The sequence below is a fragment of the Rubinisphaera italica genome, from assembly GCF_007859715.1.
GTDB classification, from domain to species: Bacteria; Planctomycetota; Planctomycetia; order Planctomycetales; family Planctomycetaceae; genus Rubinisphaera; species Rubinisphaera italica.
The window spans coordinates 4,409,938-4,433,022 of the sequence record NZ_SJPG01000001.1 but is presented as its reverse complement, the minus strand read 5'-3'; the positions used below and the strand labels follow the sequence as shown (position 1 = coordinate 4,433,022).

Genomic DNA, 23,085 nt, shown 5'->3' with positions numbered 1-23,085 from the left:
AGGTAAATGTTATGATTCAAGTTTCACCTAGTACGAACTGCCCTTATAAAAATATTGTTGTCGAAGATCACTACGACATCGTTGTTCTCGGTGGTGGCCCTGCAGGAGCAACATGTGCAGCGTTACTGGCTGAAGCTGGTAAAAAAGTTGTTTTGCTGGAACGCGGTTTGACACCTCGTTTCCATGTCGGTGAATCACTCTTGCCGAAGTGCTATCCAACCTTACAGCGGTTGAACCTACTCGATCGGATGAAAAATTCAGCCTTCCCGAAAAAGTACAGCGTTCAGTTCGTTACAGAGATGGGCAAAGTCACTCGTCCTTTTTACTTTGACGAATACATTCCCCACGAATCCTCCCAGACCTGGCAGGTCGAACGGGGGAACTTCGATTCAATTCTCTTGGAAAAAGCTGTCGAGAATGGGACTGTTGTTCGGACAAACGCTCATGTGATGGACGTGCTGTTCGATGACAAACGCGCTATTGGCGTGAAAGTGAAACTGAAAAACGACGCAGGTGAAGATCAGGTCCTGGAAATCGCTTCCGAAATAGTCATTGATGCATCAGGGCAATCGGCAATGATCGCCAACAGGCTGGGCGTGAAAAAATCAGATCCCTTGCTCAAAAAGGGGACCCTCTGGGGCTACTTCGAGAATGCCATACGGGATGAAGGTCGCGATGAAGGAGCGACTCTCATCATGCAGACAGAAGGCAAGAAGTCCTGGTTCTGGTACATTCCACTCTCAAACAACATTGTCAGTGTCGGCTGCACGGGCAGCATGAACTACATGTTTGGCGATTCCAGTTTGAAACCAGCCGACATCTTTGCCCGGGAACTTTCCAAGTGCCCGGAGATGCAACGTCGACTTGAACCCTCCACTCAATTTGGCGATTTCAAAACGACAAAAGATTTTTCCTATCGAGCCACTCAAACAGTTGGCGAAGGCTGGGTGATGATTGGCGACGCCTTCGGATTTGTCGATCCGGTTTATTCTTCGGGTGTCTTACTGGCAATGGTATCTGGAGAGATGGCCGCCGATGCGATTATCGATGGTTACAAAATGAACGATCTTTCGCCAAAACAACTCGGTCGTTGGAACCAAGAGTATATTAGTGGATTAGAAAACTTCAAGAAGCTGGTTTATGCCTTCTATGCTCCAGACTTCAGCTTTGCAAAGTTCTTCATGGAGTTCCCCGAGTGTCGCAATCACATGACCGATATTCTGATGGGAGATGTCTTCAAACCGGGGCTGGAAGAAATATTCGATAAGATGGGCGTAGTGCTGCCCCCCTCGGACATCGAAGAAATGCAGATGACCTCGTCGTAATACACTGCAATACACTGTGAAAAATCAATGACAATGCTCGGAGGCCCCACACTCCCCTTCGAGCATTTCATAACCTTCGTGTAGCAGAAAGCCTGAGATCACAATAGCAGTAACAGAATCGATCCACCAGATTTCCCAAAGAGCATACGCTCCAAGGCCCAGCAGCATCGCAGCCGAGAGCATAACGCAAGCGAGCGTTTCCTTGGAGTCTGCAATTAGACTTCGGCTCTCGATTTGCTTTCCAAGTTGATATTTCAAGTGAAACAGAATCGGCATCACGATTAAAGAAGCAATTGCCAGAATGATACCCGTCAGGCTGACTTGAGGTGTTTTCTTCCAATAAAGAGCCAGGCTCGCATCTATTAAAATATACGATCCTAACAGAAAAAATGTGTAAGCGATTAAATGAGTCGCCCTCTGTTCAAATTTTTCAAAGACTGCAAGATCATTCACCGAATGATCCTTCCAGAATCGCCAGATCATAATACAACCGCTGCTGGACTCCAGAAGGCTGTCGAGTCCAAATCCAAAGAGCGTCAATGAGTGACTCCAATTTGCACCAGCAATTGCAATCCCGGCTTCGACCAAATTATACACAACTGTAAATAATGAGAGTGCCAATGCGTAACGACGAACTCGATTCCACTTGATCGCTCGATCTTCCATTGTGTTTACCCAAGGCTCGTTTCCAGCGACACCTCACGCGAATAGCCGTAGCGATCAAAATCGTCATTCATCCAGTTTTGGACGGCTGCGATGGCACGTTCGGTCAGATAATTTTCTGCAGAGAGACGTTGTCCGACCGTAGGGTTCAACTGCGGCAGTTCTCGATTGTGAGATTGCACAAAAGGAAGGGCTTCGAAATCAGCTTCGAGGTGTTCCATACGTAAAATCTGATCAAAATTGATCTCCCCGTGTCTGGCCGATTGAGTCATCAGGAGTTGACGCTGGGAATCGCCCATCGATTGCAATTCTGGCTGTACAGCAGCGGCCCATTCGGCGAATTCTTCAAAGGAGTCGGGGTTGCTGCAGAGCTGACGAAACTGATAGCGATCCTTACCACGCATACAAGTGCTCCACCAGATCGAAACGGCCCTTACATACGGGTTTCGGCACGTCGAAAAGATCAGCCAGTTTTTCGGGATTTCATGGACATCATTGCAATGAAAATCGCCGTATCGAACTCCTTCGTAATGTGTGGTGAGCACATCGTACAAGGAATTCGTTCCCCCTTTAACAGTGCTTACAAAGGCATATTGATATTTCGGAGAGATAACCATCCCTGCGTCTCCTTGAGTTTATCGAATCCATAATCTGCAGAATCAGAACGGATTGTAACTCAATAGAGACAATCAAAAAATAGAAATTTTCGAGCTTGAATCAGGCCGTAAAAATCACATTAACGGAAAACTGTGAATTTATGGGTACCTCACTTTGGATCCACGCGGTACATCCAGATGCTTTCCTGGATTTTGCGTTGAGGCAGCAGTTCATTCACTGCGCGAATCACCCCCGGCCAGTCTCTGGAAAAATCGTGACCGCATAGCAGCCCGCCTGGTTTCACCTTTGGTAGCCAGAGTTGGATGTCCTGGTTGACGCTTTCGTAATCGTGAGCGGCATCGATGAAAACGACATCGAACCAGTGATCTCGAAATGTCTGCACGGCTCGATGAGAAGCAGCCCGCAGAGCATGGAGAGCTAAGCTCTCACCTCGAGTGGAAGCGAGTTCTTTGAAGACATCGTGAACACTCACGCTTGCACGACGCTCGCTTCCCCAATTCACATCGACAGAGACAAGTTCCGTATTTTCTGATGCGGCTAGTCCGACACCCATTAAACTGCGACCGCAGAGAGTTCCAATTTCTGCCCAACGGGAACCCGTCGGCAAATCTGCAGCCAGGGATGAGAGAAGAACAAGTTCCGCATGGGACATATGCCCGGGAATTAATTGTGCACGGGCAACTGCTTTTGAAACGTTCATGTCGCTTGACTCTCAAGGCTAAAGTAATTGACATCTTCGAGAATGAAGATGGCTTTTCTGTTATCAATAAGAGTGGATTTGGTGCGCGGAGCCCGGAAAGAAATGAGAAGTCATTGCCGTGCAAAGTTTGAACACTCAGCAACAATGACTAATCAATGAATATTGTCATTGGTATCTGAAATTCCAAGCTGAGTGGCACCACTCAGGCCTATGAGAGTTAATCAGGACGATTCACACTCCGGTATCTCAAGGGCGGCAACCCAGTGATTTTCTTGAATTGTTTGCTGAAGGAGGCCTGGTCGGAGAAGCCGCAGTCGAGGGCGATGTCGACCACTTTTTTGTCAGTATTCCGCAATAACAGAGCTGCCGCTTCGACGCGTTGTCGGGTGAGGTATTGTCGTGGCGTGATTTGAATCATCGAGTGCATGAGGCGTTCGAATTGGCTCATCGAGAGCCCGATTTCATCGGCCAGTTCCTGAATGCGGAGCGGTTCGTTGTAACAGGTTTGAATTTTCCTTAAGGCGACGGCGAGTTTGGCGTAACGGGGATCTTTCGTGGAAACCGCATGCAGATCTCGCGACATGCCGATGATGGCATGGACCTGCTTTTTCTGGTCGATGAGCAGATATTTGTTGGTGAGATACCAGCCGAGTGTACCATCGGGATTCGTGATCATTTCGAGTTGATCGCTCAGGTTTTCTCCCCTGGAGAGCAGCTGCTGGTCCTGATGCTGATAGCCGATTGCGAGGCTTTCGCTGTAAATCTGAAAAGCGGTTTTTCCGAGAACCTCTTCGCGACGAAATCGAGGCACACTGCGAAGGAACGCATGATTGACGTAGAGATAATGCCCATCAACATCTTTGATGCAGAGATTGATATCGTCGAGAGTCGAAAACATCTCCACTATGATTTTAAGAGCTGGAAAGTGTTCATAGAGAATCTGAAGTCGATTCTCGTGGTGATTTTTGTATTTTTTAACCATAGTTATCAAAGAATCAATTATTGAGAGTCTTCTCAAATGCGGTACAATTAAATATTGTCAACTCTGAGAGATTCTGCTCGTTTTCGTCTTCACAATTCAAATATGATGACAGGCACAATCATTGAATGTAACTCTCTGGGATGGCTTGCGGAAAATCAAACCACTTTCTTTTTTAATTCATGTTTTGCCTGCAAGCAAAATAAGGAGTCACCATGGCTGCAGAGTCTCAGGTTTTTCAAGGCTGTATTCCTGCTCTCATGACCCCGTGCAATACCAGCGGAGAACCTGACTACGAGGCCCTCGTCCGCAAAGGGCAGGAGTTGATCGAAGCAGGAATGCGAGCTGTGGTTTATTGCGGTTCGATGGGCGACTGGCCTTTGCTGACGAATCATCAGCGGATCAAGGGGGTTCGTCTGTTGACCGAAGCGGGAGTGCCCGTAGTTGTTGGCACAGGAGCCCAGAATACGAAACTGGCGGCCACTCATGCCAGTCATGCCCGTGATGTCGGGGCGGCTGGTTTGATGGTGATTCCTCGAGTGCTTTCCCGTGGGTCTTCCCCTGCTGCTCAACGGGCCCATTTCGCGGAAGTTCTGGAAGCGGGTGGGGATTTACCAGCGGTAATCTACAACAGCCCGTACTATGGTTTTGAAACCAAGGCGGATCTGTTTTTCGATTTGCGTCGCGATCACAAGAATCTCGTCGGCTTCAAGGAATTTGGGGGTGCCGATTCGCTGACCTATGCCGCTGAACACATTACGAGTGGCGATGTCGATTTGACGCTGATGGTTGGTGTTGACACGCAGGTCTTTCACGGGTTTGTCAATTGCGGAGCTGCAGGTGCGATTACGGGTGTTGGGAATGCCCTGCCGAAAGAAGTTCTTAAACTGGTTGAGTTGTGCGAACTGGCAGCCGCGGGTGATGCCGAGGCGAGAAAGCTGGCCCTCGAACTCGAAGGAGCCTTAAAGGTTCTTTCGAAATTCGACGAAGGGCCTGATCTGGTTCTTTACTACAAATATCTGATGGTGCTGGAAGGAAATCCGGAATACGAATATCATTTCAATACTGATGACGCTCTTTCGAGCAGTCAAAAAGAGTTTATCTCGACACAATGGAATCTCTTCCGAAAATGGTGGTCCGCCTGGTCTGGAAAAACCTGGCAACCTGAAGGGGAACTCTATGCGAATTGTTGATTCCCATACCGCAGGCGAGCCAACGCGTGTCGTCATTGCCGACGGTCCCGATTTGGGGAGTGGTTCCTTAATTGAACGGCGATTGATCTTTCGTGATCGATTCGATCACTATCGTCGACTGGCAATCCATGAGCCGCGAGGATCGGATGCAATTGTTGGGGCACTCCTGTGTCAACCCGATGAGCCTTCGTGTGATGCGGCAGTGATTTTCTTCAATAACTGCGGCGTCCTTAATATGTGTGGTCACGGCATCATGGGTGTTGCGGCTACGCTGGCCTATCTTGAGCGTGTTAAGCCGGGAGTGATTCGCATTCAGACACCCGTCGGCACTGTCGAAGCGAATTTACTGACGAAGAATGAAGTGGCTGTCGAAAATATTCCAAGCTATCGGTATCGCAAGCAGGTCACGCTCCAAATCGAGGAGTTGGGAACGATTACTGGTGATATCGCCTGGGGCGGTAACTGGTTTTTTCTTGTGGAGCAAAGCCCGGTCCCGGTCAAGCCAGAATATATCAAGCAACTTAGCGATGCATCTGCATTGATACGAAAAGAACTGAGGGAACAGCAGATTACCGGAGCCGATGGCGAAGAAATCGATCACATCGAATTGTACGGAACTTCAGAATCTGAGGATGCCCATAGTCGCAACTTTGTTTACTGTCCCGGGGGAGCTTACGATCGTTCTCCCTGCGGCACCGGCACAAGCGCCAAGCTGGCTTGTCTGGCAGCTGATGGAAAGCTAAAACCCGGTGAACAATGGATTCAGGAAAGTATCATCGGCAGTCGGTTTGTGGCGACGTATCGAATCGATCCCGAACTCGGCATCATCCCGACCATTCGAGGCAGTGCCTACATTTGCGGAGAAGGACGTTTGATTCAACAGCCTGGAGATCCCTTCCGCAATGGTATTGATATGATTATGCCTTCGGAGAAATTACCGCTGGTGCGTGAATAATGGGACGATCAGCTCGGGTGCATATCTTTGTATGCACTGTTATTGATTTCCTAACTAATTAACTAGCAATATCTTGGATATTCTTAAACCACTGAGCACACGGAGAACTCATTCTGTGCAGTGTCTTAAAAGATTCGCAGTTTGGGGGCGTCTTTGATTTACTACACAATAAGTCTCTGTGATCTCTGTGTTTAACTCATTTCAAAAGCATGATATGAGCGAATAAAGCTGATCCAGTATTTGGAATTGATTACTGTTCCTGTAAGTGAAAATTATTGATGAAAAAGCTATTCCTCATTCTAATGCTTCTCGCTCCTGCCTTTAACGCACCGGCTGCTGAACCAGTCAAAGAACAAGAGCTGGTGATCGCGGCTCGGAAGATTCTTGATCCCTGGCATGAATCGCAGCCGGAACAGGGGGATCGGTTATTACAAGTGGTGTGCTGGACTCCTTCAGATCGGGAATTTCCCGCCCGATATGAACAGCGTCTCGATCAGATCATGAAGCACATCCAACTGTTTTATGAGACAGAAATGGAACGACATGGTTTCGGAAATCGCACGTTCAATCTCCATTTGAATCGTGAAGGAAACGTTGTGCTGCATATTGTGAAAGGCTTACATCCTACATCACACTATGAAAAGAGTTCGGGCGGGGAAATTCGGGAGGAATGTCTGGTTGAATTGAAAAAGCAGGATATCGATGGCGATAAGGAAACGATGGTCATCTTCTGTAATCTGGCTGACTGGAATGAGAAGACGCTCACGTTTACGCACAATTCTCCTTACTATGCGGGTGGCTCCAACAAGAGTGGAACGGCCTGGCAACTCGATTCTCCGGAACTGGCGATTGAGAATATCAAACTCAAGCAACCGATGATTCAAGATGGAGAGTATGGTCGAATTTCAATCGGGAAACACAATTCGATTTTCATTGGCGGTATCGCACACGAAATGGGGCATGGGTTCGGCTTGCCGCACTGTGCTCCACGGCCCGATGAGCAGGTTCGTGGAACGCCGCTGATGGGCTCGGGAAATCGCACATATGGAGATGAGATTCGGGGTGAAGGTCGAGGCACGATTCTTTCTCTTGCCCATGCAATGCGATTGGCTTCGCATCCGCAGTTCACACGATCAGTCAAAGGATATCTCGATTCTGCTAGTGTCACCGTCAGTAATCTTTCTGTTGAGACGGCAGGGAAGGCGATTCAGGTTTCAGGGACGGTGAAAGGAGAGCCCCCCGTTTACGGCGTGGTCGCTTACTTCGATCCCGAAGGGGGCGGAGACTACAACTCAACAACTGCGACTGCTGTTCCTGACAGCAATGGCCATTTTGAATTTCAGACTTCTGCTCTGGCTCCCGGAAAACGTGGTCAATTGCGAATCGTCCCTCTGCATTGCAACGGAGCCCTGGCAGATTCGGGAAGTCTTTCCAAGTTGAAATATTCGTATGAGGTTTCCGCTCAGGGAATTCCAGATGTTTCAACGATTCAATTGCGTCTCGAATTGACACCTCTGCTGGAAGCGATTGCCAGTGGGAAGTCGAGTGAGATTCATCGTCAGTTGAAATTCATCAAATCTGAAAAAGGACAACGGATTGCCAAACGGCTTGTCGATATGTCGGAGCCGACAGAGATCCTCGGGGATTATTCGGGGCGTCAGTCTGAAATGGGATTGACGAGTTTTAAACCAACCTCCGTTTCGGTCGGCTGGAGAAAGCCGACGCTCAATCGGATTCCCGATCCGGCTATGCTGCTCGAATCGAATGGTGAGATCTTCGAAACTGGTTTGTATGCTCATGCACCTGCCCGGCACGAATATGCCTTGAATAAAGCATGGAAGACGATCAAAGGCAAAGTGGGCATCGCGGCGGGGCACGACTCGGGAACGGTTGCCTTTGAAATCCAGGGAGATGGTCGTACCCTATGGCAATCGAAAACGGTAACCTCGAGTGAATTGATTTCATTCGATGTAAACATCGAGGGGGTCTCCCAGTTGATTCTATTGACACACGCCACCGATGACGGTGCCAGTAATGACTGGGGACTCTGGCTGGAACCGAAGCTGAGCCGATAATATATTACTGGAGTTTTGAAAAACTTCAGTCTGAAACCAAACTTTGAAAATGACTCAACAGATTTTGAGAAATATTATAACCACAGAGGCACAGAGGACACAGAGAAATTTTCGGAGAGTTCTGTCATGCTCAAACAATTGAACTCTTCATAAGCCTTGGATTTCAGGCTTACTCCGTGTCCTCTGTGTCTCTGTGGTGTAAAAAATAAGTTTCAGTTTTGTTAGGAGTTCATATTTCTCCGGTTTTCAAATTGATCTGAGAATAGACTCACTCGTTTGAGCATCGAACTTGTAAGTGAGGTTTTGCAAAACTTCAGAGATAACTGAAAATCTTAAAGAACTATGTCGCAAGCCACTGAACAACCTGTCGTGAATCATCATTATTTTGGTGTTTTCGATTTATTCAAAATCGGGATAGGGCCATCGAGTTCGCATTCGGTGGGGCCGATGCGGGCTGCGGAAGCGTTTCTACAGGAGTTGACCGATCATCAATTGTTCGATTCTGTTACTCGGATCCAGGTCGATTTGTATGGATCTCTCGCGCTAACTGGACATGGTCACGGAACCGATTCGGCTGTGCTGATGGGACTGCTGGGGGAGAAACCAGATGAAATCGATCCCGATTCTGTTGCCGGAAAACTCGAATCCATTCGCGGTGAGAAGCAATTGAGCCTGGCTGGTAAAAAGATAATTTCCTTTAATGAGGAGACCGATCTGGTTTTCAATCGTCGGATCTTTCTGGAAGCTCATCCGAATGGAATCCGTTTTCAGGCGTTTACGGAAGATCAGAAATCAGCCATTTATCTGGCGACGTATTATTCGGTGGGCGGAGGTTTTATTGTTCGCGAAGGTGGCGAAGGAAAACAGGAACCTGAAGAAGTCGTCAAGGTACCGTTTCCATTCAATTCTGCTCGTGAGTTGCTGGCTATTTGTGATGAGCAGGGGTATTCCATCAGTCAGATTGCTCGCGAAAATGAACGAGCCTTTCGGACCGATGCGGAGATCAGTGCCGGTTTGCAGAAGATCTGGCAGACAATGCAGGAGTGTGTGAGTCGAGGCTGTCATATCGAGGGAATTCTTCCTGGCGGATTGGGAGTCGAACGTCGAGCGGCGGAATTGTATCGCGCGTTGAAAGATCGGGCAGAAGCTTCCCTCCGCGATCCGATGTCGATTCTCGACTGGGTCGATTTGTATGCCCTGGCGGTCAATGAGGAAAACGCAGCCGGCGGCAGAGTTGTGACCGCTCCAACCAATGGAGCAGCGGGAATCATTCCAGCGGTGTTGCACTATCTGGATCGCTTCTGTCCGGAAGTTCACACCAAGAAAATCGAAGAGTTCCTACTGACGGCTGCGATGATTGGATCACTCTATAAACGAAACGCATCCATCTCAGGAGCCGAAGTTGGCTGTCAGGGAGAAGTCGGCGTCGCCTGTTCGATGGCAGCCGGAGCATTGACGGAAGTGCTGGGCGGAACGCCACACCAAGTGGAAGAAGCAGCTGAGATCGGCATGGAACACAACCTCGGTTTGACATGTGATCCGATAAAAGGCCTGGTGCAGGTCCCCTGCATCGAACGCAATGCAATGGGAGCAGTGAAAGCCATCAACGCGAGTCGACTGGCGTTACGTGGAGATGGAAAACACTTCGTTTCACTCGATCGTGTCATCCGGGTAATGAAACGAACGGGAGCCGATATGTCGTCTCGATATAAGGAAACATCGGAAGGTGGACTTGCTGTGAATGTGAGTGAGTGTTAACTCAAATAGAAGAGCATGATCACAAATCATGACCATGCTCTAGATTCAGTCTCACTCAAAGATGTAATTCGGTTAGAATTCGCCGATCACTTCTCCCCCTTGTCGCGAACTAAGAGAACGGTAAGTTCCCAGATCAATATTTTCGCTGATGCCACGGACCGAGCCATCGCACAATGCGAATTGTGCCACGCCACGATGCGGCGCGGAGACGCCACGGTCAGGACCGTAGTTATAGGTTCCGGTTGCATCCTGTCGGGCACGGTTAGGACCGAATTCGGTGTCGAACAGGACCATATGTCCGTGATCGTCCCCGGCATCGGTTTCATCGCGGCAAGCCGCTGCCCAGGCATTTTCAAAGATTTCATGTCCACCACCGGCTCCAGTCACAAATTGACCATCGTCTCCGACGATCCTCCCATTGGTTCGCTCACCAACGGCGAGCGTATTAGAGAGGCCATCGGTGATATCTCGAAATTTCGTTCGACTGTTTCGATACAGAATTCCTCCACAGGCAGGAAAGCTGGCACCTGACGGCTGAGAGTTGGGAGCCGGGGTGTCGTCGAGATTCACGTCATCTGTTGCATCGGCTGGCGTGTTGGCGCGACCATTTGCTGGTCCCCAGTTACCGGCATAACTGGAAGCCGCGAAATTCACATCCCGCTCGACAAACTCACCTTCGGAATCGGGATCGGAAGCACAGAGATATACGCTCAAATGAGTTTCTCGTGGCACTCGATTGGCAAGATCAAAACAGGGGAGATCGAAATTGAAGCTGTCGTACAAAGCCGATTGCTCCATGAAGGGGAGAATCATTGTTCCCCAGGAAAGGCCCATGTGATTGTCGATCGCATTGTAATTGACGGGATATCCTGGATTGGCAACCGTTGTGTAACGTGTTCCATCCATCCACAAATAACCCGGCGGCAATGTGGAATGGGTCGCTTCGTAATTGTGCAGACCGAGTGCGATCTGCTTGAGATTATTTTTGCAGCTCGAACGCCGAGCCGCCTCACGTGCCTGCTGGACGGCTGGCAGTAACAATGCCACCAGGATGGCAATGATTGCGATCACGACCAGCAGTTCGATTAACGTAAATGCCTTACGGACGGGCATAGTATCCTCCTCGAACCGGATAAACCGGAAAAAATTTAAGAAATGAATTCGCCATTGAAGACGGGAAAAGTCATTTCATTCATTTTCGGAGGAGGAGTCGGCGGGGCTTCGTGCATCAGTCGAAGCCATTGAGAATTGTCTGGAATGAGCGAACCATTTCCAATGAGGATAGGAGAACTTAGACGCCCATTTAATGGAAGCAGGTCAAACTTCAACAGGACCGACCAGGAAAGAAATTCTTCAGCTTCCCAGAATGTGACCCCCAGTGCTTTCTGGGCTTCGACAATTTGGGAATCGATCGCTTGAGAAGTCATGGCTGTTTTTGGGGCCTCAGAGCGGGAAGGCAGTGCGATCGTAAACACATATCCGAAGAGAGAAAAGTGAGCATGCTCCTGTACGGCTGCAGCCTTTTCATCAACATGAGAATGTGTATGACCATGACGATGCGAATGAGAGTAGTCATGACTGTGAGAGTGAGTATGTGAATGGCCATGGTCCGGTTCGTTGCCGTGACCATGCTGGTGCGGATGATCGCCAGCTGTATGCGCGTGCCGCCACGTTGGGGAGGAAAAACTGATCCCCAGTATGACGAACAAAAGCAGCGTCGTGACAAAAAGTGAGAATTTCCGTTTCATATCGACAAACGGGTTAAACCTGAAGTTGGAAGGTGTTGTATTTGGTAGGAGAATTATGAGGATTGTTTTCTGGAGCGATTCCCCAAGCTGTACAAAAATTGATTGCGTTCCGGGGAGTCTCCAGATAATTTGGAGTTTCTCTATTATGCGCATCATGAAAACTGATGACCAGTCAGTTACGAAATCCGTCACAAAAAGGAATTAACTCGATGAGTTTATTCAAGCTTCCATCCCTGATGGTCTTATTCAGCCTACTCGTTTTCACTCCATCCATCCATGCACAAGAAGGCGATCCATTTGGGGGGAGTGATCCGTTTGGAGGAAATCAACCAGATCCTGTCACAGATCCCTTTGGTACTCCAATTGAAAAGCCGGACGATTCACTTCTGGAGGAATTGGCGGAGGAGATGAAAGCTGAGGAAGCCAAAAGGAAAAAAGAGATTGAGGAGCGGGCAAAGTCTTTCAAGGAACGAGAGGAAAATATCAAGAAGCGAGTCGAAGAAGACAAAAAGCAGGTTGAGAATCTACTCGATAAGCTTCAACCACTGCTCTCTGAGAAAGAGCTCAATGAGATCGCAAAACAAATGTATCAAGCGGTCGATCGTCGAACTGAGCTAGAGCATGATGTTCTTGATGAGCAGCTTCAGCAAATGCAGAAGAGAGATCATTTCGACGCTCGACTCTCTGACATGCAAGAGGACCGGCAGGAAATCCTGGAGGAGATGGATCGGTTAAAAGACCAATTGGCTTCCGTCGAGAGGTTCGCTTATGAATCCGACCAATCCCTCATCGAAATTCAGAAGTGGTTTGCCCATGCGATCCAATCGATTGATGAACCGGAGTTGCAGAATTGGGTCTTGTCTCGATTAAAAGCCAATCCAAGAGTGACTCAGGCCATGACCGATCTCCCCGAACCACGTGATGACGTCGAATTATTGACCCAGTCGAGACATTTGGAAAATGCGTTGAAGGAAATGGCCAAGAATAGCGGCACTCCTCTAAGCAAAACTGCACGGGAAATTGTGCATCTGATCGATCCCGCTTACTATCGCTACGAAAGCCGACCCGCAATCTCGACATCCCGCTGGCCAATCGTTTCTGAAAAAGATCGCAATCGCGAGCAGCAGATTCTTAATCTGCTCGATGAACGCTCCGAGTTTGCTTTTTATGAGATTCCATTGGATGAGTTTTGTGAGTTTCTTCAGGATCTTTATGAAATTCCGATTGTCTTCGACAACGCTGCGACTGAGAACCTGGCGAAGCACGGAGACGCGATTGTCGATATTCTGGATGAGGAACTTTCTCTACGAGCCGCGATAGAAAAGGTCTTGCCGACTTTTCAACTGACATATCAAGTCCGGGATGAAGCGCTCGTAATCACCACACTTGAACAGGCTAAGAGCAATCCCATTCGGCGGCTCTACAATGTTACCGAAATTACTGATAAGGAGAATTTAGAGAATCTTGTCCAGACATTACAGGACGCGTTAGGCTCAAAAGATCTCAAAATTATTCCTACAGGCAATAAGCTAATCGTCGTCGGCAGTGAACAGGACCACTTTGAGCTTTCTAAACTGTTGACCTTGCTTTACCTTTCCGAATGAAACATGTTCAAACGATTGCGAAAGTCATAAACAAGGGTGGCGGGGGCGCTCTCGAAGAGTAGCCCCCGAATCGTTGAACTTCCTTGGGCTTCTGCTAATGCGGAGCACCCCCGCCACCCAAATTGATTCTGTTATCATCAATTTGGTCAGGAGTTTTTGCTCGGCTTTTGATTGTGGTGAATTCCTGAATTTTCGCTATAACGTGTTATTGAGAATTCAGGACACGGAAACAGAACTGCAATCATATGGTCCATTTGGATAACATTACGACAAAAACCGGCGACGCAGGAACAACTCGACTTGGTGATGGCACGGAAGTGACCAAGTTCGATCCTCGCATCGAATGCCTCGGCTCACTCGATGAGTTGAATGCCCATCTCGGACTGGCATTAGCCGGTCCTGTGCCTGCCACTTATTACGACTGGATTCGACAGATCCAGAATGATCTGTTCGATCTGGGAGCAGAATTGTGCGTTCCTGCGGATTCCGAAATCCAGATTCCGCCGCGAATCACCAATCATCAGGTCAAACGACTCGAAAACTGGCTCGGCAAACTTCATAAGAAACTGCCTGCTCTTTCGAGTTTCATCCTCCCAGGCGGGGCTCCCTTACCAGCTTCGCTGCATCTGGCACGCACAGTTTGCAGGCGGGCAGAACGCGATCTCTGGAAACTGGCCGATCAAGAAAAAGTTTCCGATCAGGGAATGATCTATCTGAATCGTCTCTCCGATCTCCTCTTTCAACTGGCCCGCATCACAGAAGATCCCGAGAACCCTGCTCCACTGTGGATGCCAGCCAAGAAGGCGGAATGAATCGGGTTTCGATTGAAATCTTGTTAATATCTGCGATCAATTTTTTTCCACTGGCCACTCAGCACTGGCCACTCTAACCACTCACCTCTAACCCCTAATCTCTCCCTATGTCCTGGTACAAAGATGGTTTGAAATTCGAATGCACACAGTGTGGGAATTGCTGCACGGGTGGGCCGGGTGCGGTTTGGGTTTCAGAGGAAGAAATTCAGGCGATCGCCGAGTACCTGGAGAAACCGATCGGCGAAATACGCCTCATGCACACCCGGCCTTTGCGAGGGCAGAAGTCGTTGACGGAGTTTGCGAACGGCGATTGCACCTTTTTCGATAGCCGGGCTCGCAAGTGTACGATTTATCCGGTTCGTCCCATCCAGTGTCGAACCTGGCCTTTCTGGCGCTCTCATTTGACCGATGAAAAAACCTGGAACGATCTGCAGCAAGATTGCCCCGGTATCAATAAAGGAGATCTCGTTCAACTGGAAGTGATTGAAGCCCGGGCAGCCGAGCGTGAGTTGTAGGTCAAATCCAACGCTAGTGGATTGTCATTTCTCGCAATTTTCAAAGAGAAATCGTATAATAAAAATCAGTTTTTATAACGAACAGAAACAGGTACTTAATTTATGAACGCACCATTCTCCCGACGCTCATTCCTGGCAACGTCCGCAACAGCAGCTGGATTGTTCCTGACAAATCCTGCGCTGGCGATAGAACCATTTGCACGTAAAGAGCCGGGGCCGATGAAGTTGTCGCTGGCGGCGTATTCCTTTCGCAAAGAACTGACGGCTCAGAAAGGCAAACCTGCAGAAATGACTCTTTTCGATCTCGTCGATTACTGCCGAGATCAGGATGTGCCCGGCGTTGAGCTGACGTCTTATTACTTCCCCACAGATTTTGATGATGCCTATCTGCTCGATTTAAAACAACATTGCCATACTGCTGGCATCAGCATTTCTGGCGGTGCGATTCGCAACGACTTTTGTGTCGAGCCTGCAAAATTGCAGTCACAACTCGATGAAGTGGAAAAGTGGATCAAAGCCTATGCCACATTAGGAGCACCCGCCATTCGGATATTCGCGGGGAAAGTGCAGAAGGGTTCGACGACTGAAGAAGCGATCCAGCGATGTGCTACCGCCTGCAATACCGCTTGTGAAATCGCTGCACAACACGGTATTTTTCTGGCACTCGAAAATCATGGAGGAATCACGGCTTCCCCCGAAGATATGCTGAAGATCGTCAAGCAGGTCGAGTCTCCCTGGTTTGGTGTCAATTTCGACTCCGGCAACTTCAGAAACTTCGGCAATGTGTATGCAGAACTGGCTAAAATTGCTCCCTATGCGGTGAACGCTCAAGTGAAAGTTGAAATTTGGCAGAATGATCGTAAAGTCCCCGCCGATTTGAGCAAGATCGTTAATGTCCTCAAAGAAGCCAATTACGGCGGATGGGTCGCTTTGGAATACGAAGCCGCAGAACCTCCAAAAGAAGCGATTCCCGTTTGGCTGATTCAGCTGAAAACGTTGCTGTAATCAGCCTGACATAGAGACTGAAAATATTAAATGTGTGCCACTGCTGGCTTGCCCAGCAGTTTTTTTATAACCAACGCGACATTCACATAAGCAAACTTGTCAGCCACTCGAAATTCTGCACGGCTACCGGATCAACGGCACGTGTATCCCAGACATGCTCGCCCCACCCGAGTTGAGCCAGGACATAACGCCCATAGGCAACTTGTCCGATTGCCATGTGACCAATGACAATCTGTCCCAATCCGAAAAATGCAGATATTCCCAGTTGTCCAACCGCAACCAGACCGGTTGTCGCCTGACCGACTCCGAAGAGAACGCCCAGCGACAATTGCCCGAACGTAATCAATCCACACGCCATCTGACCGCAGGCAATTACGCCGTAGGCGCGGCGGCCGACTGCAATTACCCCTTTTGCTGGAACGAGCTTCCCAGTCACTGGGTTTCTTCCGGAAGTCCGATGATAAAAAGGCATCCCCAGCCAGGACGCATGTGACTTATATTCCTCGAACGATGTTCCATTCTCGTAGACGAAGCGTTTCATGGTTCCGTTTGGAAACTCAATGATTTCAAATTCAATCTCATCCAGAGACTTGCTGCGCGTTTGAAGTGCTGACATTGAACTTTCTCCTGCCTGCCTTGAATCAAAAAATACTCCGCAGGTCCGGCAGCGTCGGACCTGCGGGCTCACAATTTGACCTTTCAGAGTATTCTCAAGTTTTTAACGCAGGCATCTTTGAAGTGGATCAATTATTCCAGATCGTATTTCGTTTTCAATAATTCTTTCGCTTGAATAGTCGCATCATCCATGACTGCTTTCAGAGAAATCGTTTTTCCATGTTGTTGACGACTTTCATCAGCAGCTTCCATGAAGGCGTAGATTTCCAATGTCTCCTGCGAATCCATTGGGGCGACGCCCGACTTGAAGAACTTAATGATTTCCGAAAGAAGAGGCTCGTATCCACTGAAACTGCCGATCGGCCGAGTGCCCTTCGTACCAAATGCGGTCCCGCCGTATCCTCCCATGTATTTGCCATCTTTTCCGCGACGACCGCGGAATGTCCCAATCCGTCCATCAGCCCAGGTTCCGACAACCACGTCGCAGCTCTCGGTGTGGACTCGAGTCACCGTTTCACAGTCTGGACCCATCAAGGTGAAGAGCGGTTCAACGCCATGAATTCCGTACCAGAATAAATCGGGATGCGTTGGTTCAATTGGGCAAGGGCTGAAGGTGTCGCAGCCAAGAATATCGCCAATTGCTCCCGCTTTAATTTCCTGTGCTCCGGTCGTGAATCTCAATGAGGACGATGTAAAGAGTGGAACATCCAGGATTTTTGCAGCCTGATAAATTGCGATCGCATCGACCAGAGACGCCGCGACAGGTTTGTCGACAAAGACGGGCTTGCCCGCTTTGAGAACCGGAATCACCTGTTCAAGATGAGGACGGCCGTCGTTCGTTTCGAGTAAAACCGCATCGACTTTTTCGAGCAGTGCAGGGATCGAGTCGACAATCTCGACGCCGTATTTCTGAACTTCTTCTGTATAACCTGGTATCCGGCTTACGCTCGATTCAATATCCGCACTCCCCTGAGGATACGCGGCGACAATCCTGCATCCGGAAAATTCCGGCAAAGGTGTCTTACTGTTAATCGTTTTTGTGAAATGAACCGCGTGTGATGTATCCAGACCAATAATTCCGATGCGTAGCACTGGCTTATCTCCCTTCTTCAAATCGTCTGCAGAAGTTGCGGTTGAAATCAGAAATGCTACACAGCAAGACATTAGGAATGTTCTCATAGGACTCTCCAGAATTAAAATCGTAATCGAATTGGCGGGAAGATGATCACAAGCACGAATCATCTGGACGGAGGAAGGTATTGCTCAATCATACGTTGAGCGTGTTTCACTATCATATTACGTAATTCGAGCGGTTGCACAACATAAGCCTGATTTCCGTAGCCGAGAATCCACCAGCAAATCTCATTGAGTCCTTCGACTTCAACTCGAAAATCGATCGTGCCATCGGCATATTTTTCAATCTGCTGGGTTTTATGCCAGTGGACTTCGGCCACATTCCCGGCCACTTTTCTCCCGAAGCGGACAATCACCTCATGCTTTTGAGAGGTCTCCCGGATCATCTGCCAGGCATTTCCAAAATAATTTTCCAGCGAAAATCGAGCCGGGATTTTATAGTTTTGCCTGGTCAGAAGTTCGGCTTTGTGAAAGCGTTTCAGATGAAATGTACGGACTTGCCGAAACAAAGAAGCGTGTCCAATCACGTACCAGCTGCGATTTCCAAAATAGAGGGCATAGGGATTGAGCCGAGTCCGAATCACATCCTGATCTGCAAAACTGTTGTATTCCACTTGCAAAGGATGCTGTGTTTTCAAGGCCGTTTGAATCTGATCGTAAATCTGATTTGTCTCGTCCTGTTTCGCCAGCGGAGGCAGTTGCAGGTGATGCAGGTCCAACAGTTCTCCAAACGACTGACGAACCTCACTCGGCAATCGACTGGCGAGTTTGAAGGCCGCCATTCGAGCCGGTGCCAGATGAGGAATTCCAGTTTCGGAATCTGCATAATCCTGACAGAGCACCAGTAATGCCAGTATTTCTTCGGCCGTTAAATCGGTTGGAATCAGGAATTGACTGCTCTCAAAATGATAGGTCTGCTTTTTTTCATCATACGAAATGAGTAGCCCGGAATCCCGCAGATTTTCGATATCGCGAAAAATTGTGCGACGGGAGACCTCACATTCCCGAGCCAGATCGGGAGCATTTACTAAACGTCCCGAGTGAAGAATCGCCACAATCCGCAGCAGGCGGCGAATGCGATTCGTTTGTGCCATTCCAGTTGATTCCGACTTTATCCAAAATTCTTTCGAGCTCGAGCTAACTTTTTGAATCATAAGTGACTATTTCGCTCTCCGCAATAAACGCCAGACAATTCAAACGGATCGCACACACAAGTCTGGAAAAGTTTCTATAACCATAAAAAAACGCTCCGCAGTTATGCAGAGCGTTATTAATTATCGGAAGCATAGAATCGATTACGTCGCTGCAGGAGTTTCGGCAGAAACTTCTTCAACGGGAGTGACTACTTCCTCAGATTCGATCACAGGAACCACTTCTTCAGTAGCAGATTCTTCGATTTCAGTGGCTTCATCTGTCACTACCAACTCGGCTGCGATGGGAGCCGACTCAGAATTTTCGGGATTCAAACCTTCCTCGGTAACACCTTCCAGCAAAGCAGCGACCATCGCGTTTTTCTGCATTTCTGCACAACACGAGGCATGCTCGGCGACTTTTTCTTCATGACAACACATGCCTGGTTCGCCACTTTCGGTCAGCTCAGTCGCATGACTGCAGCAGGAGCCTCCAGCCGTACAACCAGGAAAGTTGTTTTCGACTTCCATGCCCAGAGCCGCTTTGAATTCATCCTGTTTGGCGTAACCCCAGCCACCAGCTACCAGAAGCAAGGCGACGGCAATCATCAATTTTCCAAACTGAGACTTAGAGCTATTTTTTTCGGTAATCGATTCGCCGGAAACAATTTCACCTGGAACCATATTGGGAGAATCTTCAAATCCAGTTTCCTGATTATTCAAATCCTGATTATCCGACATCTTTTACCTCCATTAAGTGAGTACTCGACTTGCGTCGGCATTGATTGACTACTGGGTATTTTATCCCCGACACTGATTATGTCACTGTGAAAATTAGCAGTTCGTGAAGTATTTCACAAAATGATGAAATTATGAAAACATATTTCACTATATCATTTAACATCTGTAACGGCTTCCGGTTTCCAATTTCGACAATTAAATTGATCGATATCCTATTCAGGTGCAGGGAGATACAGGAACACCGACTTAGGCAAAGGAGTCAACAGAGGGGCTTTAATACCCGATTCCCGCATCACCCAGCCAACCCAGGAATTGCAGGTGTTCAGGCAATGATAATTGCCAATCGCTTTGTAAAACGTATCGTATTTGCCATAACTTGAGTCAGAAATTGATGCAATATTCTCCTTCTGAAGGAGAAAACAGGCTTGAATGGTCTCGACCATTTTGCGGTATTGTGCCTCTGAAATCTTCACCGCCCGAACATTTTCTCCTGTCTTCGGCTGATTCTGCATCACCACGTGCAGGCAACAGGGTGAGGGAGTGAACAAGGCTCGAAACGCGGTTGAAACTTTCAAGTCCGCCCACGTGGGAGTTTCCACATAAAACCCTTTGTCACCCCAGCCTACCGCGACATGAGTTGCCCAGTCTGTATTTTGAGGAAACGAGACTCCTTCAAATGTCTTTCGCCAGTTGACCACATCCGTCTCAATCGGCATCACGACATCCGCATGAACGCCATTGGAAGTGATAAAGATTTCGATGCCATCGGGTGACTCTTCAAAGTCGGAATTAGCGGGCAGCAGGCCGATCAGAATGATCAGAAAATAACTCCCGATCAAAGCCAGAAAAAACACTAAACTCCGCTTCAACCAACGAAAAATCCACCGACTTTTTTTCGGAGGCTTGTTTTCCGGGACAGATCGAGATTCGGGTGATTTCATCAATCAGCCTTTTCATTCTTAAATTCAACTCTGCTCGATTTTGTTGAACTTGCAACATGTTGCAGACGAGCGGCTGACTCTCTGGCAAATCGTTTCTGATTTCTCCGAGCAAACGGATAACCCAGGCGTGTCAGCAGGTGTCCCGGTTTCGAGAAGGCGAGAATTTCATAGGCCACAATATCCGTTTGCCGATTCCATTCAATCAGGAATCGTTCTTCCCCACATTCGAGATGGCCTGGCAAGGTGCCGTAGGCGAATCCGAATTTGGTGATCGCGTCCTGATCATCAATGCAATACACAATTCGACACGAATTCAACCACCAGCAACCAAATGATTTCGCCATGATGGCGACTTCTTCCCCCGTTTGAATAGGAACCTCTCGGGGCCACGTTTCCACCCAACCGAGTTGAAACTGCTCCCACTGTTCCAATGCCTGCTTCGCCTTCTCAAAAACTGTCAAACCATTCCCTAACTCAATTCGAGTCCGGTCGACCAAATATCCCTGCGGCAACTCTCCCGCTGTCGCACCAAATTCCGGGTAGGTGAATTCCAACTCTTTCTGCCCATTCAGAAAACGGGAAAGAAATTCTGCAGAAGGTTTCTGGAACGACATGATCGCCATAAGAACTCCTGAATGCCTACAACATTGCGACAACAGATAAGCCAAGTTACATTGATTATCGCTGATAACACAATGTCGATCATCTCAATTCAATCAATTGACTGAAACTCCCACGGTAAGGATTCACTATGAAAAGTTGGCTTTCGTTGACACTGCTCGGCTTTTTGACCCTTTGCAGTTCCGCAATTCTCTCTGCCGCAGAAACGGTGGTCGATCACTCTTCCGAACTGGAACTTATTCGAGACGACTTCGGACTGGCTGATGGTCCTTCCTGGAACGATCAGGGGGGGCTTTACGTTCCCGACGTTAAGGGCAGCCAACTCAACCTGTTATCGACAAGAGCCAATCGCTGGTCCAAACCGATTCTGACCGATGTCCGCATCAGCGCAACATTTTATAATCATGGCAAGTTGTACGTTTCCGATAACGGCAACAGTCGCATTGCAGTGTTAGAGGATAACGAACTCAAAACGATCTATCAGCACGACAAAGCCGCCAAGCCAGCTCAAAAACCGAACGACCTTGTCGTCGACATGCAGGGAGGCATCTATTACACACTAACCGGCCCCGGCGAAGTACGCTATATCGATCCTGAAACCCAGGACTCCAAGGTGGTCGCAAATTTATCTGCTCCGAACGGCATCATCCTTTCTCCCGATGAAGCAACGCTGTATGTCTCGGCTTATGCAGACAAGCAGGTCTGGTCGTATCCCGTCAAACAGCCAGGCCAGGTCGGAGAAGGGAAATTGTTTGCCACTATGGATGATGGCCCCGAAAAGGGAGCCGACGGCATGTGTACCGACCGGGCAGGTAATGTCTACTGCTGTGGAGCAAGCGATGTCTGGATCTGGAATCCTGCTGGCGAACTGATCGAAAAGTTTCCTACACCAACGCGTCCCATTAACTGCACCTTCGGCGACAACGAAATGCAGTCGCTGTATATCACAGGCTTTGGAGGTTTGTATCGACAAAAGATGAATGTCTCCGGCCGCTCGCCGGAACCGACTCAAAAACAAACTTCTAATCAGAACCGCCCGAGCACTGAAATCCCCGCAGACATCGAAGCTCATCGCAATGTGGTTTATGCCGAATACGGCTCCCGAAAACTGCTGGCGGATCTGTTTGTCCCTACCACAACCAAGCGGGATCAAAATCCAGCCATTGTTGTGGTCCATGGTGGTGGCTGGGTCAAAGGTGACAAAACGAAATTTCGTGCTCTGGCGATTGCTCTGGCGAAACGAGGTTATACAACCATGGCGATCGAATACCGTCTGGCCGGAGAAGCAAAATTCCCGGCTGGGATTCATGATTGCAATGCAGCCGTCCGCTACTTGCGAGCCCATGCCAAAGAGTTTCATGTCAATCCCCAGCAGATCACTGCCGTCGGCGGCTCAGCTGGAGGACATTTGGTCGGTTTGATGGCGACCGGTTCCGACAACCCGGAACTTCAGGACGCAGGGGGCTGGCAGGATCAATCCTCGAAACTGCAGGCAGCTGTCGTGATGGCTGGTCCACTGCAGATAATGACAGGCTCGGTAGCCGAGAACTCCCGCAAAAATCCAGATTTCTATTCGAATCAGTGGATCGGAAAAAGTGTTGATGAAGGAATGGATCAGTATCGCCTGGCCGATGCCTACGAACAAATCTCAGCAGGAGATTCTCCCATCCTGTTTATTACTGGCGAACTCGATAATCCTCCACGAAATCAACCCGCACGTGAAAAACTGCAAGCTGCCGGTGTGACAACCGACCTCATTATTTACCCCGACGCCAAACATGGCTGCTGGAACCAACTCCCCTGGTTCGATCAAGTTGTTGAAGACGTCGACAAATTTCTCAAAGCTCAATTAAATTGAGTCCAGATCATATAAGCACGAAGCGCAAGCGGGTGTGTTAATCGACAATGGTTGGCTGGGATCGGAGCGCAGCAAAGCTCAGGATCTCTGCTGTC

Annotated in this window: 22 protein-coding genes; 10 read left to right on the top strand and 12 right to left on the bottom strand. The window is 48.7% G+C overall.

The features are described 5' to 3' along the window. Positions 1-11: 11 nt before the first annotated feature. Entirely contained in the window at positions 12-1,325 is a 1,314-nt protein-coding gene (locus Pan54_RS16670) for an NAD(P)/FAD-dependent oxidoreductase (RefSeq protein WP_146504560.1), read from the top strand. Positions 1,326-1,349: 24 nt separating this feature from the next. On the opposite strand, the gene Pan54_RS16665 is transcribed toward Pan54_RS16670, so the two are convergent. From Pan54_RS16665 to Pan54_RS16650, 4 genes are all read right to left on the bottom strand, one after another. Then, positions 1,350-1,991, bottom strand: coding sequence for a cation transporter (locus Pan54_RS16665; protein WP_146504559.1), 642 nt, complete (start codon positions 1,989-1,991; stop codon positions 1,350-1,352). 5 nt (positions 1,992-1,996) lie between these two features. Next, a complete protein-coding gene (locus tag Pan54_RS16660; protein WP_146504558.1) occupies positions 1,997-2,605 on the bottom strand; it encodes a sulfotransferase family 2 domain-containing protein in 609 nt (202 codons plus the stop codon). A gap of 149 nt (positions 2,606-2,754) precedes the next feature. Then, on the bottom strand, positions 2,755-3,306 hold the full coding sequence (locus Pan54_RS16655) for a class I SAM-dependent methyltransferase (protein WP_146504557.1): 552 nt from the start codon (positions 3,304-3,306) through the stop codon (positions 2,755-2,757). A 217-nt stretch (positions 3,307-3,523) separates the two neighbouring features. Then, complete coding sequence (locus Pan54_RS16650) at positions 3,524-4,204, bottom strand: AraC family transcriptional regulator (protein ID WP_165441815.1); 681 nt, start codon at positions 4,202-4,204, stop codon at positions 3,524-3,526. 296 nt (positions 4,205-4,500) lie between these two features. On the opposite strand from Pan54_RS16650, the gene Pan54_RS16645 reads away from it, so the two are divergent. The 4 genes from Pan54_RS16645 to Pan54_RS16630 all read left to right on the top strand — a co-directional run bounded on the left by Pan54_RS16645 (position 4,501) and on the right by Pan54_RS16630 (position 10,266). Further along, entirely contained in the window at positions 4,501-5,478 is a 978-nt protein-coding gene (locus Pan54_RS16645) for a dihydrodipicolinate synthase family protein (RefSeq protein ID WP_146504555.1), read from the top strand. Beyond that, positions 5,465-6,433 carry a proline racemase family protein gene (locus tag Pan54_RS16640; RefSeq protein WP_146504554.1) on the top strand — a complete coding sequence of 323 codons (969 nt, stop codon included), beginning with the start codon at positions 5,465-5,467 and terminating at the stop codon, positions 6,431-6,433. The genes Pan54_RS16645 and Pan54_RS16640 overlap by 14 nt, the downstream gene beginning before the upstream one ends. Positions 6,434-6,711: 278 nt before the next feature. Next, entirely contained in the window at positions 6,712-8,508 is a 1,797-nt protein-coding gene (locus tag Pan54_RS16635; RefSeq protein ID WP_146504553.1) for an NPCBM/NEW2 domain-containing protein, read from the top strand. A 342-nt stretch (positions 8,509-8,850) separates the two neighbouring features. Continuing rightward, a complete protein-coding gene (locus Pan54_RS16630; protein ID WP_146504552.1) occupies positions 8,851-10,266 on the top strand; it encodes an L-serine ammonia-lyase in 1,416 nt (471 codons plus the stop codon). A 72-nt stretch (positions 10,267-10,338) separates the two neighbouring features. Here the strand turns inward: Pan54_RS16630 and Pan54_RS16625 are convergent, their stop codons facing one another. Further along, a complete protein-coding gene (locus tag Pan54_RS16625) occupies positions 10,339-11,379 on the bottom strand; it encodes a DUF1559 domain-containing protein (protein WP_146504551.1) in 1,041 nt (346 codons plus the stop codon). A 35-nt stretch (positions 11,380-11,414) separates the two neighbouring features. Beyond that, the gene (locus Pan54_RS16620) at positions 11,415-12,014 is read right to left on the bottom strand and encodes a hypothetical protein (RefSeq protein WP_146504550.1); all 600 of its coding nucleotides are present in this window, start codon (positions 12,012-12,014) and stop codon (positions 11,415-11,417) included. 209 nt (positions 12,015-12,223) lie between these two features. On the opposite strand from Pan54_RS16620, the gene Pan54_RS16615 reads away from it, so the two are divergent. The 4 genes from Pan54_RS16615 (at position 12,224) to Pan54_RS16600 (ending at position 15,950) form a co-directional block, all read left to right on the top strand. Next, entirely contained in the window at positions 12,224-13,618 is a 1,395-nt protein-coding gene (locus tag Pan54_RS16615) for a hypothetical protein (RefSeq protein WP_146504549.1), read from the top strand. Between the two features lie 245 nt (positions 13,619-13,863). Further along, positions 13,864-14,430 carry a cob(I)yrinic acid a,c-diamide adenosyltransferase gene (locus Pan54_RS16610; protein WP_146504548.1) on the top strand — a complete coding sequence of 189 codons (567 nt, stop codon included), beginning with the start codon at positions 13,864-13,866 and terminating at the stop codon, positions 14,428-14,430. A 107-nt stretch (positions 14,431-14,537) separates the two neighbouring features. After that, positions 14,538-14,945 carry a YkgJ family cysteine cluster protein gene (locus Pan54_RS16605; protein ID WP_146504547.1) on the top strand — a complete coding sequence of 136 codons (408 nt, stop codon included), beginning with the start codon at positions 14,538-14,540 and terminating at the stop codon, positions 14,943-14,945. Positions 14,946-15,047: 102 nt separating this feature from the next. Next, the gene (locus Pan54_RS16600; RefSeq protein ID WP_146504546.1) at positions 15,048-15,950 is read left to right on the top strand and encodes a sugar phosphate isomerase/epimerase family protein; all 903 of its coding nucleotides are present in this window, start codon (positions 15,048-15,050) and stop codon (positions 15,948-15,950) included. Positions 15,951-16,032: 82 nt separating this feature from the next. On the opposite strand, the gene Pan54_RS16595 is transcribed toward Pan54_RS16600, so the two are convergent. The 6 genes from Pan54_RS16595 to Pan54_RS16570 form a co-directional block, all read right to left on the bottom strand. Continuing rightward, positions 16,033-16,566 (bottom strand): hypothetical protein, encoded by a 534-nt coding sequence (locus Pan54_RS16595; protein WP_146504545.1) that lies wholly within the window; start codon positions 16,564-16,566, stop codon positions 16,033-16,035. A gap of 131 nt (positions 16,567-16,697) precedes the next feature. Beyond that, entirely contained in the window at positions 16,698-17,744 is a 1,047-nt protein-coding gene (locus Pan54_RS16590; protein ID WP_146504544.1) for a Gfo/Idh/MocA family protein, read from the bottom strand. Positions 17,745-17,803: 59 nt separating this feature from the next. Further along, positions 17,804-18,793, bottom strand: coding sequence for a helix-turn-helix transcriptional regulator (locus Pan54_RS16585; RefSeq protein WP_165441814.1), 990 nt, complete (start codon positions 18,791-18,793; stop codon positions 17,804-17,806). 201 nt (positions 18,794-18,994) lie between these two features. Further along, positions 18,995-19,570, bottom strand: coding sequence for a hypothetical protein (locus tag Pan54_RS16580; RefSeq protein ID WP_146504542.1), 576 nt, complete (start codon positions 19,568-19,570; stop codon positions 18,995-18,997). 212 nt (positions 19,571-19,782) lie between these two features. Then, the gene (locus Pan54_RS16575; RefSeq protein ID WP_146504541.1) at positions 19,783-20,511 is read right to left on the bottom strand and encodes a TIGR02117 family protein; all 729 of its coding nucleotides are present in this window, start codon (positions 20,509-20,511) and stop codon (positions 19,783-19,785) included. Next, positions 20,511-21,134 (bottom strand): DUF1990 domain-containing protein, encoded by a 624-nt coding sequence (locus Pan54_RS16570; protein WP_146504540.1) that lies wholly within the window; start codon positions 21,132-21,134, stop codon positions 20,511-20,513. The genes Pan54_RS16575 and Pan54_RS16570 overlap by 1 nt, the downstream gene beginning before the upstream one ends. A 128-nt stretch (positions 21,135-21,262) precedes the next feature. Here Pan54_RS16570 and Pan54_RS16565 point away from each other — a divergent pair, with 128 nt between their 5' ends. Continuing rightward, on the top strand, positions 21,263-22,990 hold the full coding sequence (locus Pan54_RS16565; RefSeq protein WP_146504539.1) for an SMP-30/gluconolactonase/LRE family protein: 1,728 nt from the start codon (positions 21,263-21,265) through the stop codon (positions 22,988-22,990). Positions 22,991-23,085: the final 95 nt, after the last annotated feature.

Excerpts from the sequence above, each read along its gene's own strand:
- Pan54_RS16585 (WP_165441814.1), bottom strand. The coding sequence starts at position 18,793 with ATGGCACAAACGAATCGCATTCGCCGCCTGCTGCGGATTGTGGCGATT.
- Pan54_RS16565 (WP_146504539.1), top strand. The coding sequence starts at position 21,263 with ATGAAAAGTTGGCTTTCGTTGACACTGCTCGGCTTTTTGACCCTTTGC.
- Pan54_RS16635 (WP_146504553.1), top strand. The coding sequence starts at position 6,712 with ATGAAAAAGCTATTCCTCATTCTAATGCTTCTCGCTCCTGCCTTTAAC.
- Pan54_RS16640 (WP_146504554.1), top strand. The coding sequence starts at position 5,465 with ATGCGAATTGTTGATTCCCATACCGCAGGCGAGCCAACGCGTGTCGTC.
- Pan54_RS16630 (WP_146504552.1), top strand. The coding sequence starts at position 8,851 with ATGTCGCAAGCCACTGAACAACCTGTCGTGAATCATCATTATTTTGGT.
- Pan54_RS16655 (WP_146504557.1), bottom strand. The coding sequence starts at position 3,306 with ATGAACGTTTCAAAAGCAGTTGCCCGTGCACAATTAATTCCCGGGCAT.
- Pan54_RS16625 (WP_146504551.1), bottom strand. The coding sequence starts at position 11,379 with ATGCCCGTCCGTAAGGCATTTACGTTAATCGAACTGCTGGTCGTGATC.
- Pan54_RS16665 (WP_146504559.1), bottom strand. The coding sequence starts at position 1,991 with ATGGAAGATCGAGCGATCAAGTGGAATCGAGTTCGTCGTTACGCATTG.
- Pan54_RS16570 (WP_146504540.1), bottom strand. The coding sequence starts at position 21,134 with ATGGCGATCATGTCGTTCCAGAAACCTTCTGCAGAATTTCTTTCCCGT.
- Pan54_RS16660 (WP_146504558.1), bottom strand. The coding sequence starts at position 2,605 with ATGGTTATCTCTCCGAAATATCAATATGCCTTTGTAAGCACTGTTAAA.
- Pan54_RS16595 (WP_146504545.1), bottom strand. The coding sequence starts at position 16,566 with ATGTCAGCACTTCAAACGCGCAGCAAGTCTCTGGATGAGATTGAATTT.
- Pan54_RS16615 (WP_146504549.1), top strand. The coding sequence starts at position 12,224 with ATGAGTTTATTCAAGCTTCCATCCCTGATGGTCTTATTCAGCCTACTC.
- Pan54_RS16620 (WP_146504550.1), bottom strand. The coding sequence starts at position 12,014 with ATGAAACGGAAATTCTCACTTTTTGTCACGACGCTGCTTTTGTTCGTC.
- Pan54_RS16610 (WP_146504548.1), top strand. The coding sequence starts at position 13,864 with ATGGTCCATTTGGATAACATTACGACAAAAACCGGCGACGCAGGAACA.
- Pan54_RS16605 (WP_146504547.1), top strand. The coding sequence starts at position 14,538 with ATGTCCTGGTACAAAGATGGTTTGAAATTCGAATGCACACAGTGTGGG.
- Pan54_RS16670 (WP_146504560.1), top strand. The coding sequence starts at position 12 with ATGATTCAAGTTTCACCTAGTACGAACTGCCCTTATAAAAATATTGTT.
- Pan54_RS16650 (WP_165441815.1), bottom strand. The coding sequence starts at position 4,204 with ATGTTTTCGACTCTCGACGATATCAATCTCTGCATCAAAGATGTTGAT.
- Pan54_RS16575 (WP_146504541.1), bottom strand. The coding sequence starts at position 20,511 with ATGAAATCACCCGAATCTCGATCTGTCCCGGAAAACAAGCCTCCGAAA.
- Pan54_RS16580 (WP_146504542.1), bottom strand. The coding sequence starts at position 19,570 with ATGTCGGATAATCAGGATTTGAATAATCAGGAAACTGGATTTGAAGAT.
- Pan54_RS16600 (WP_146504546.1), top strand. The coding sequence starts at position 15,048 with ATGAACGCACCATTCTCCCGACGCTCATTCCTGGCAACGTCCGCAACA.
- Pan54_RS16645 (WP_146504555.1), top strand. The coding sequence starts at position 4,501 with ATGGCTGCAGAGTCTCAGGTTTTTCAAGGCTGTATTCCTGCTCTCATG.
- Pan54_RS16590 (WP_146504544.1), bottom strand. The coding sequence starts at position 17,744 with ATGAGAACATTCCTAATGTCTTGCTGTGTAGCATTTCTGATTTCAACC.